The following is a 9270-nucleotide window of genomic DNA, read 5'->3' as shown; positions in this document are numbered from 1 at the left end:
CTGCCCTCTCGATCCGCGCTACGCATCTTCGGCGTGTTCACGGTTATTGACGTTTTTTGCCTCGTTTCCGTGACTATTGCCGTAAGAGTCGGATTCGCGCAAGTTTTTTCCACATCTTGTGTGAGCTCACCGTCGAAACACAAGCCCGTTCGCCGTCGTCGTCGCATGCTGATCTTGGCAATTGCGGCAAGATGATATACATACAGGCTCGTATATCCACTTGGAGGAACGACACCATGCAAGTTGCAAAATGGGGGAATTCGCTCGCGGTCCGGCTGCCTGCCGATCTTGTGCGCGAACTCGGCCTCAAAGAGGGTGACCAAATCGATCTGATAAAGGACGACGGTACCTTGCTCGTCCAGCGCCAACCTCGCGCCGATGAAGTCCTGCAAGGGCTAAGGCGGTTTCGCGGAAAGCTATCCAAGGACGCACGCCTGAGCCGCGACGCTGCGCATGAGCGCTGAATTCGCGGATACAAATGTCGTCCTTTACCTTCTTGACGACGGCCCAAAGGCGGATCGGGCGGAAGACATCCTGGGGCAAGGGCCGCGGATCAGTGTGCAGGTCCTGAACGAAGCGATGGTCAATTGCCGGAGGAAAGCCGGTCTCAGTTGGGAGGAGACCGGCGCTTTTCTCGCAGGGGTCCAATCCTTGTGTGAAGTCGAAGACCTGTCTGTGCAAACCCATTTGGTGGGCCGAGCTTTGGCAGAAAAATACCAGCTTTCGGTCTATGACGCGATGATTGTGTCGGCCGCCCTTATTGCTGGATGCACGACTTTGTGGAGCGAAGATATGCACGACGGATTGCTGGTTGAAGATCAGTTACGCGTCGTGAATCCATTCACCTGACCAGAAAACGGGCTGCAACCTTGCAATTGTTCCATGAGTTGGAAGATTTGCAAGGTTGTGTTTATTGCTCGCACTTCAGCAAGCCCAACTTCTCCGCGCGTTCCAGCAGCATCCTCACGGACGACGGCTGCCAGCTGGCGCGTCCGCGCGGGGTGCGTTCGCGCATGGATTCCAGTCGGTCACAGATCGCCTGGAGCGTGATGTCAGGGTCCGCGCCCTTGATGCCAGCGACAATCGCGGGCAGGCGGTCGTCGGTTTCGCGTCGTCCAGCGCGACCAAGCACTTCATTGGGCAGAAACCCGTCGCGCACATAGGCTTTCACTGCGCGCAGAAGGCGGCTTTGCGTCCAGTGGCGGTCGTAGGGCAGGGGGCCATTGATGATCCGAAGCACATCTTCCCAGGCCATATCGGGTCGAAGTCGTCGGACATGTGGCACCCAGTCCTGAGCCGTCTCGTTCAGCCGCTCCATGTAGCCGTCTTGCCGCGCGCGCCGCACTTTGCGTAGCGCCGCTGGATCGCGGGCGCGTAGGCCCGGGTTCCCGCCGACCCGGCCCTTAGTACGGGCACTTGCCAGCCCCGCCTTGGTACGTTCGCGGATCAGCGCCCGCTCGAACTCGGCCGCGGCGCCTAGAACCTGCAATGTGAACTTGCCCTGTGGGGAAGCGGTGTCGATGGGGTCCTGCAGGGAGCGGAAGAAAGCTCCCTTGGCCTCCAGACGTTCGATCACCTCCAGCAAGTGCGACAGAGACCGCGCAAGCCGGTCGATCCGCACAACGACCAGCGTATCGCCGCTCTGGACGCGTTCGAGCACGCGTGCCAGCACCGGTCGCGCGCGATTGCCGCCCGAGGCGTGCTCTTCAAAGATCTCGACGCAACCCGCAGTTTGCAGGGCCTCAGACTGGGGCAGGGGGGTCTGATCCTCTGTGGAAACACGGGCGTAGCCTATCAGGGGCATAAAATCGGGCCGTTTGCAGTTTAAGGTATCGCCACTAAACGACCGATTGATAGCGACGCGAGAGAGGAGGCTCAATCATGGGCTTATCGCGGACCAACAACAGATTCCATTGACCAAAATCGTATATTGGCATATATTGCCAATCGAGGAGATCTTACCCATGGTGACACGCAACGTTGTCCTGACCGAAACTCAGGACCATCTGGTTCAAGCACTGGTGGCATCCGGGCGCTACCAGAACGTGAGCGAAGCGATGCGCGCTGGCTTGAGGCTGCTCGAGCAGGAAGAGGCACAGCTGGCGGGGATCCGGAAGGGTCTTCTTGAAGGCCTGGCGCAGGCCAAGGCGGGCGATCTTGCGGAGGGCAGCGGCAAAGATGCCATCCGTCGGGCCTTTGCGACTGCGCGCGCTCGTTCATGAGCCGATCCTTCCGGCTGACGCGTCGTGCGGAAGCCAGCCTCACCGAGATCGCCAACTGGACGATCGAGAATTTCGGGCTGCGCCAAGCAGAGCACTATGAGGCGGAACTGCTTAACCGCTGTGAAGCGATTCTGAGCGGCCAGGCGCATAGCCGGAGTTGTGCAGTCCTCGTGGATGAGGCCGATGACTTACGGTTCGTTAGGGCAGGGGAGCATTTTCTAGTTTTCTTGGACCAGCCCGACGAGGTCGTCATCGTCGATGTTCTGCACTCTCGCTGTGATCTGCCGCGTCATGTGGCGGCACTGATGGCGTTGAAGAACGAAGGCTCCTGATCCGCGTCACAATCCTGCAGCTTTTGTCAGATTCCACCGGAAACGGTCAGGGCGGCGCTGGTAGCGGCGGGTCATCTTGGCTGAAGCGTGCCCCAGCTACTTTTGGACATAGCGTTCGTTCACTTCGGCCGAACTGGCGAGACCGGCGCGCAGCGAGTGACCGGAGAATAGCACTAGTCGCTCTTTCTCGGGAATCTCGGACCGGATGCCAGCGTCCAAAACCGTGCGCTTGATTACCCTTTGGCTTGGGTGCGCCTTGACATGAGCAAGTTGAGAGGCCATTTATCTAGACAGATAGCTAGCTAGGTGAAAAACGATGTGGACTGTTCAGGATGCAAAAAACAAGTTCAGCGCGGTTGTTGACGCAGCACTTGCCGGCACGCCGCAAGAGGTGACGCGTCGAGGCAAGCCAGCGGTGGTGGTCCTTTCTTCAGATGAGTACCATCGGCTTCTGGAGGGTGCGGTGAAGGCGCGCGAGAGCTTTGCAGATCATCTGATGGCATTTCCCGGTGGGGATTTGCCACGCGCTTCGGCCGCACCGCGTGATGTAAGCTTCTGATGTATATTCTCGACACTAACGTCATCTCGGCCGTGCGCCGCCCAGACCGCGCTCCCCAAGTGGCAGCCTGGTTGCGCGGCAAAGCTGAGCAGGACCTTTTTCTAAGTGTCATCACGCTGGGTGAAATCGAGCGCGGCATTCGCCAGCAGGAGACACGGGACCCTATATTTGCCAGGGATCTCCGCACGTGGCTCGATCGGACGGTGTTGCTATTCTCGGACCGGCTGCTCGCTTTTGAGGCCGAGGATGCACGCATCTGGGGACGGCTCTCAGCCGAGATCGGCCATAACGGTGCTGATCTGATGATCGCAGCGTCGGCGCTACGTCATGGCGCTATCGTCGTGACCGGGAACATCAGTGACTTTGCACCGACCGGTGCTGCGTTGGAGAAACCGTTCTAGGCTGAATGCACTGTGGTAGGGCAGGGGGGTCACAACCCCGCCGCTTTGGTGAGATTGACGCGGAACCTGTCGCGCCTGCGCTGATAGCGCCGTGTCATTTCAGCGCTGGCATGGCCGAGCTGTTTCTGGACATAGCGCTCATCAACCTCGGCGGAGCTGGCCAGACCTGCACGCAGGCTGTGCCCAGAAAACAGTGCCAGCCGTTCTTTCTCGGGCAGGTCTGACCGGATACCGGCTTCGAGGACGGTACGCTTGATCAGGCGCGCAACGTGCTTGTCGTTGAGGCGGGCATCCAGCGCGCGCTTGCCATCCCGCGACGTGCCCACGAAGACCGGTCCGAAATCCAGCTTCGCAAAGCGCAGCCATTGGTTCAGCGCATGGACAGGGCAGGTCTGGTCCGATGAGCCACGCCCTATCTCCACCTCGCGCCAACCGGTCTTGGCGTTTAGGGTGAGCAGGGCGCCCTTGTCGAAGACTTCGATCCAGCCGCCGGAGTCCGGCGTGTCGTCCTTATGAACGTCGAGGCTGACAATTTCCGAGCGCCGGAGGCCCCCAGCATAGCCGATCAGCAGGATCGCCCGATCCCGCAACCCGCGCAGGTCGAAGGGAAGGGTAACCACCATCGCGAGAATGTCCTCGGCCAGGATCGCCTCCTTCTGCAGTGGCGGGCGCGAATGCTTGCGTTTGATCCCGGCCAGCACCGTGGCGATGTGACGGTTCTTTCTATCGAGGGTGAAACCGCGTTGCGCGTAGTTCCAAGCAAGGCCGGACAAGCGGCGCTCGATTGTCGAAACTGATAGGGCAGGGGAGGGGTTCGAACCGGACGCCAGATCGGCCAGGTAGAGCCCAATCATCTCGGGAGACGGAGGCAACGGGTCCGCACCCTTCATCCGGCACCAGCGTGTGAAATGCGCCCAGTCCTTGGCGTAGGCCTTGAGCGTGTTGTCCGAGGCCGCCGCGCGGGCGTAGTCGCGGGCGGTATCGACCAGCCGGTCGAGGGTGCCAGAGCCCGCGACATGTGCGGGCAGGGCAATGGGATCGCTTTTTTTTTGCGCGCTCTCGGCGTGCTGAGTTATCTTGATTATGTCCAGATACGCTGAGATCGATTTCTCGCGTTTCAACATCACTTTCCCCCGAAAAATTGCTGCTTTTGAGACTGTGCTGCAGCGTAGCCCATCATGTCCGATAATGCAAACTTATTGGACATTACTGCGAACAGAAAGATGCGGCGGTTGCATTGCTATTTTCTGGATAAAAGCGCCGTGGTAAGATAGGCTTGCATCATGGCATTTACCCAACCAAACCTTGCCGACGGTCACGACTGTCTACCCCGGATGCCGCCGTGGGTCGCCTCTGCGCCCGCGGAAACCCTTGAAGATGTGGTGTTTTTGTCAGGGGCGGCGCTCGCCACGCTGCATCTTGTGGTGGGTCGCGCGGATGTCCCCCACGCCTTGTTGCGCGCGCGTCTGGCGCTGCACGCCGCAGAGGTTTGTGTGGGGTTTGCGGGGCGCATTGAGGCGGTAGGGGCGCTGCGCGATGAGTTATGCCTGTTGCGTCCTGGTGATGTGCCCGGTCCGGCCGGGACAGTGGCCTTGCAATGGCAGCGGGCCGTGCGGCACAAGTTCTCGGTTGCGACGCTTGTGAAAGCGTTGCCCGCACCATTGGCAGATCACATTCCGGTCTGGCTGGATGTGGGGCAGGCAGGGCGACTAGAAAAGGATGGGCTGGCAGGGTGCCTCACCCCGGTGGGGCAGGCGGCACGGGTGTTGGAGGTGGTGTTGGGGGAGTTTCCGCGTGAGGAAGCCGCGGCGCTGATTATGGCGGACGCAGTGCTGGTCCGGGCGCTGGGGTGGGACCATATCGTGCCGGTCTTTGCAGCCGGGTTGAAGCGGCGATATCTGCGAGCAGGCGGTGATGAATTGCGATTGGCGTGTCACAAAGCCGTCGTGACGCAGGCGACGGAGGCAGTCCGCATGGCGCATGATCTGGCGCGACGGGCGGCGCGGCTGCGGATGATGGTGCCAAAGCTGCGCGCGAAGGCGGCGGGGGAAGCCGTCGAATTGTTCCTGACGAACGACGCATTGTCGCCCTCGGCGGCGTTGACCTCTCTCATGAGTGACCGCGCGGCGCGTCGCTTGTGTGACCGGCTTGTGGAACTGGGCGTGGTGCGCGAGTTGACTGGGCGGCCCACCTTCCGGCTCTATGGGGTCTGACATGGCAAAGCGCCGATCTGAGCCTGATCTCGACCGTGAACTAGACGAGCTTCCGCCAGAACTGCGCTGGCGCGAGTGGATGCGCCGCATTGAGGCGGTGCTTTTTGCGTCTGCGTCACCCGTTCCGCGAGAGGATTTGGCGCGTGTGGTCGGGCAGGGGATTTCGGTTGATCTGCTGATCGCGGACCTTGCTGTCGATCTAGCGGAGCGTCCCTATGCGGTGGTGCAGGTTGCCGATGGATGGATGCTGCAAACCCGGCCTGCCTATGCCCCGGCGATCCAGGCCGCAGCAGATGTGGGCAGCCAAGATCTGGACCTGAACGCATTCGACGTGGCCGTGCTGGCCGCGGTCGCTTACCATCAACCGATAACCCGCGAGGGTCTGAAGGACATCTTCGGCAAAGAGATCAGCCGTGATCTACTCGGGCGGCTGCATACCCAGAACCTAATCGCCACCGGGCCCCGTAGCCCAAGACGCGGCGCGCCCTATACATTTGTGACAACAGAGCAATTTCTCGTGGCGTTTGGGCTGGAAAGCCTGCGGGATCTGCCGGACAAGGAGCAGCTTGAGGATGCGGGGATAACTGAGTGAGTAGAGAAGACCCACCTAGTGAGCAAACCGTGGACTGCCTAATGAGCAAATGGTGGAATGTCTAATAGACAAATGGTGGAGTTTCTATTACACAGACTGCGGCAAGCCTGTTAGCATGGGCTGCCGCGCACTGGCTTGTAGGAGACGGTAGGTCCATGACTGAGACAGAGACATACTTGTCCAGACACCTCGTTGTCGAACTGGAAGAAGCCATCGCGTCAGCTCGCGTCGTGAATCTGATTGGACCCAGGCAAGTTGGCAAGACAACGCTTGTCAGGGACTTATTTGGACATGGCCGCTTTATCACGCTGGATGACGCAGCGGTCCTATCGGCTATTGAGGTGGATCCAGAGGGACAACTTGCCAGCTTGATGCAGGATTTAGGTCAGGCCCCACTCATTATCGACGAAGCCCAACGGTCTAAGAAGTTGGCGCTTGCGATCAAGCGGGTGGTGGATACGGATAGACGTAAAGGCCAATTTGTTCTCACCGGCTCTTCCAACATATTTACGACCACTGATGTGGCTGACTCGCTCGCTGGCAGGATGCGGACGCTGAAACTCTGGCCCTTGTCGGTTGCCGAAATCAAAAGCGCACCAGTTAGTCGCTTAGTGGACTGGTCGATGCAAAAAGATCCGAACCTCGGGCAGATATCTGATCCAGAGCCGCTCGCAAGAAGCGAATATATCGATCTTATTTTGGCCGGAGGGTTTCCAGAAACGAGAACACTTCCCTTGCGATCGCGGCAACGCGGGTATCGCGATTACATCGATGCCGTGGTCGAGCGGGATGTCGCTGACATTATGCCAGTCCGAAAGCCGGATGCTTTGCGAATTCTGATTGATCAGATGGCCGCGCGATCAGCGCAGGAGATCAATACCTCTGAACTTGCAAAACTGACGAAGCTGCAACGTGTAACCGTCGATCAGTACCTTGATATCCTTATGCGCCTTTCGATGCTTACAAAACTCGGTGCCTGGACATCAGGTGAAGGTAAGCGAGAAATCAAGCAACCTAAGTACCATTTTGTAGACTCAGGGATAGCCTGTGCCTTGCGGCGTTTTACTGACGCGACGTTTGCAATAGATAATATGCCCCAGACACTGGGGGGATTGCTGGAGAGCTTTGTCGTAGGCGAATTGCAACGCGCTTTGCCAATGCAGGAAGCCGACTACCGACTTTATCATTGGCGCAGTGCAGAACAGCGCGAGATTGATATTTTGATCGATGGAGGCAATCATCTGGTCAACGTTGAAGTGAAATCATCTGCTTCCGTCAGCAGTGATGATTTCAAGCATTTAAAGTGGTTCGCAAAAGATGGGCCCGGTCGCACCAAGACTTGCAAGGGTATTGTGTTTTATCTCGGTCAGGAAAAACTGTCATTCGGTGACGGAAATTATGCATTGCCAGTGAGTGCCCTCTGGAGCCAGGTCGCGCTTTGACCGCAACCTTGCCTGGATGGAAACGCGAGGCCTTATCCACGAGGTGACTGGGCAGGGGCGGTATCGGATGTGGCGCATTACTGTCTGATTGATCTTGCCGGTTCTGGGTCAAAAGCAGAGCTTCTTGAGCAAAACGATCGGGCTGGCGCTATTGTCGCGGCCGGGCGCGAGATGACGACGAGCTACAAGCGCAAGGTCATCACCTCGCGCTCGGGTAAGAACCCGTGGCGCACAAGACGCTGGCGACCGGCCTCATCAAGCAGATGCGCGTGCTCTGCAATGAACGACGACACCTCAGCTTGGATCGCCGTGTGCAAAAGTGCCTTCGCGCCATTCTGGATCACCTCCGTCAGCGGATCCGGTGAAAATTCTGATGGCAGTTCGAATGGTACAACAGTAGATTTGGCCATGGTGGCATATCCTTTCTCTTTGAGACTGACGGCGTCTTTCAACACCGCCATGATATGCCGCCTACTTCAGCCCATCACCAACTTTCGGGCATAACTCCAAGCGCATGGATCCTGATCGAGATGTTGAACGCGCTCGCCCGGAAGCCGGTCGTCTAATTGCCGCTGGGGGCGTTCGAGAGGACACCGTGGGCATATTTGGTGTGGCACTTGGTAAATATTTCGACGCACCAGTTAATAATTAACCAGGCACAATTTGGTTCGCCACGAACAGAGTGCCGCCGCGTCTGCTTCAGAATAGACCTATCAGCAACGCGCGGGCGGCATCCCAGAACATCTGGGTTCTGGCACCGGTTTGGCCCAAGGCGATAACTGCGACTGCGTCTTCATCAGGTGAGACATTGAATCTGACATCCCATGACCCGTTGTGAAAGATCAGTCGCGTTCCGGTTTCGGTAAAGTCCACACGCGGGCCGAGCGCGCGATAGTGTCGGGTTGGGTCCGCCCCGTTGGGTGGCGACAGGAGCAGTTGCATTGTTTGTGGATTTTCAAAAAGTGCGCCCCGCCCCATTGCGATGCCAAAGCGCGCCAAATCCTGCGCGGTTGTGATAAAGCCGCCATCGGCAAATTCAAAACTGGGGTTGTGATCGGTCAGGTCGATCCAACCAGCGTAGTGATGCAGGGTCTCGAACTCGCCCCGCCATTCATAGGTGCTCTCGAATGTCGCACCCATACCTAGCGGCGCAAAGACTTCGCGGCGCACGGCCTGATGATAGGGCTGGCCGGTGACGGCTTCGATCACTAACCCAAGCAGGAAGTAACCCGGCGAGGAATAATGCGTTTGCTCGCCCGGTCGCCCTGCGGGCGGGACACGCCGCGCCTGCTCAATCAGATCTTGTGGCGCCCAGACGCGGTTTGGCCGCGTGAGGATTGAAAGATTGAACGGCAGATACTTGTCAGTGTTGCCGAGACCTGCTCGATGCGACAGCAATTGGCCCTGTACGCACGAAGGGGGTCAAAAACGGCCACAGTTTTCAAGCCGCTGATAATGCTTGATTTTTAATTGTATGATAGACTGAATTTCAGTAAACTTCAGCATGAA

At 58.4% G+C, this 9270-nt stretch carries 12 protein-coding genes and 2 pseudogenes; 9 read left to right on the top strand and 5 right to left on the bottom strand.

Going from position 1 to position 9270, the window contains the following annotated elements; all coding sequences use genetic code 11:
• The first annotated feature begins 236 nt into the window (after positions 1 to 236).
• Both JZI28_RS23845 and JZI28_RS23840 read left to right on the top strand, forming a co-directional pair.
• Entirely contained in the window at positions 237 to 464 is a 228-nt protein-coding gene (locus tag JZI28_RS23845) for an AbrB/MazE/SpoVT family DNA-binding domain-containing protein (RefSeq protein ID WP_055296342.1), read from the top strand.
• A complete protein-coding gene (locus JZI28_RS23840) occupies positions 454 to 849 on the top strand; it encodes a PIN domain-containing protein (RefSeq protein WP_110281057.1) in 396 nt (131 codons plus the stop codon). Before JZI28_RS23845 ends, JZI28_RS23840 begins: the two co-directional genes overlap by 11 nt.
• A gap of 61 nt (positions 850 to 910) precedes the next feature.
• Here JZI28_RS23840 and JZI28_RS23835 read toward each other — a convergent pair whose 3' ends face one another.
• Positions 911 to 1804 carry a recombinase family protein gene (locus JZI28_RS23835; RefSeq protein WP_243614108.1) on the bottom strand — a complete coding sequence of 298 codons (894 nt, stop codon included), beginning with the start codon at positions 1802 to 1804 and terminating at the stop codon, positions 911 to 913.
• A 160-nt stretch (positions 1805 to 1964) separates the two neighbouring features.
• Between JZI28_RS23835 and JZI28_RS23830 the strand changes: the two genes are divergently transcribed.
• Complete coding sequence (locus JZI28_RS23830) at positions 1965 to 2222, top strand: type II toxin-antitoxin system ParD family antitoxin (RefSeq protein ID WP_037238298.1); 258 nt, start codon at positions 1965 to 1967, stop codon at positions 2220 to 2222.
• Positions 2219 to 2554 carry a type II toxin-antitoxin system RelE/ParE family toxin gene (locus JZI28_RS23825; protein ID WP_375700413.1) on the top strand — a complete coding sequence of 112 codons (336 nt, stop codon included), beginning with the start codon at positions 2219 to 2221 and terminating at the stop codon, positions 2552 to 2554. Before JZI28_RS23830 ends, JZI28_RS23825 begins: the two co-directional genes overlap by 4 nt.
• Before the next feature lie 6 nt (positions 2555 to 2560).
• On the opposite strand, the pseudogene JZI28_RS23820 reads toward JZI28_RS23825, so the two are convergent.
• Positions 2561 to 2794 (bottom strand): annotated as a pseudogene (locus tag JZI28_RS23820) (integrase); the annotation flags it as partial.
• Between the two features lie 76 nt (positions 2795 to 2870).
• Here JZI28_RS23820 and JZI28_RS23815 point away from each other — a divergent pair.
• Positions 2871 to 3113 (top strand): type II toxin-antitoxin system Phd/YefM family antitoxin, encoded by a 243-nt coding sequence (locus JZI28_RS23815; RefSeq protein ID WP_375700412.1) that lies wholly within the window; start codon positions 2871 to 2873, stop codon positions 3111 to 3113.
• Complete coding sequence (locus JZI28_RS23810; protein ID WP_375700411.1) at positions 3113 to 3514, top strand: type II toxin-antitoxin system VapC family toxin; 402 nt, start codon at positions 3113 to 3115, stop codon at positions 3512 to 3514. The genes JZI28_RS23815 and JZI28_RS23810 overlap by 1 nt, the downstream gene beginning before the upstream one ends.
• Positions 3515 to 3543: 29 nt before the next feature.
• On the opposite strand, the gene JZI28_RS23805 is transcribed toward JZI28_RS23810, so the two are convergent.
• Positions 3544 to 4638 carry a tyrosine-type recombinase/integrase gene (locus tag JZI28_RS23805; protein WP_375700410.1) on the bottom strand — a complete coding sequence of 365 codons (1095 nt, stop codon included), beginning with the start codon at positions 4636 to 4638 and terminating at the stop codon, positions 3544 to 3546.
• A gap of 159 nt (positions 4639 to 4797) precedes the next feature.
• Between JZI28_RS23805 and JZI28_RS23800 the strand changes: the two genes are divergently transcribed.
• The 3 genes from JZI28_RS23800 (at position 4798) to JZI28_RS23790 (ending at position 7761) form a co-directional block, all read left to right on the top strand.
• A complete protein-coding gene (locus JZI28_RS23800; RefSeq protein WP_375700409.1) occupies positions 4798 to 5727 on the top strand; it encodes a DUF1403 family protein in 930 nt (309 codons plus the stop codon).
• A gap of 1 nt (position 5728) precedes the next feature.
• Positions 5729 to 6319, top strand: coding sequence for an SMC-Scp complex subunit ScpB (locus tag JZI28_RS23795; RefSeq protein ID WP_375700408.1), 591 nt, complete (start codon positions 5729 to 5731; stop codon positions 6317 to 6319).
• A 155-nt stretch (positions 6320 to 6474) separates the two neighbouring features.
• Positions 6475 to 7761 carry an ATP-binding protein gene (locus JZI28_RS23790; protein ID WP_375700407.1) on the top strand — a complete coding sequence of 429 codons (1287 nt, stop codon included), beginning with the start codon at positions 6475 to 6477 and terminating at the stop codon, positions 7759 to 7761.
• Positions 7762 to 7955: 194 nt separating this feature from the next.
• On the opposite strand, the pseudogene JZI28_RS23785 reads toward JZI28_RS23790, so the two are convergent.
• Both JZI28_RS23785 and JZI28_RS23780 read right to left on the bottom strand, forming a co-directional pair.
• A pseudogene (locus JZI28_RS23785) lies at positions 7956 to 8171 on the bottom strand (IS256 family transposase); the annotation flags it as partial.
• A gap of 289 nt (positions 8172 to 8460) precedes the next feature.
• Positions 8461 to 9159, bottom strand: coding sequence for a serine hydrolase domain-containing protein (locus tag JZI28_RS23780; RefSeq protein WP_375700406.1), 699 nt, complete (start codon positions 9157 to 9159; stop codon positions 8461 to 8463).
• Positions 9160 to 9270: the final 111 nt, after the last annotated feature.

Origin of the sequence: Pseudophaeobacter sp. TrK17, from assembly GCF_042192375.1 — a bacterium.
Classification (GTDB): domain Bacteria; phylum Pseudomonadota; class Alphaproteobacteria; order Rhodobacterales; family Rhodobacteraceae; genus Pseudophaeobacter.
The sequence above is the reverse complement of the archived record's forward strand: the minus strand, read 5'-3'. Positions and strand labels throughout refer to the sequence as shown.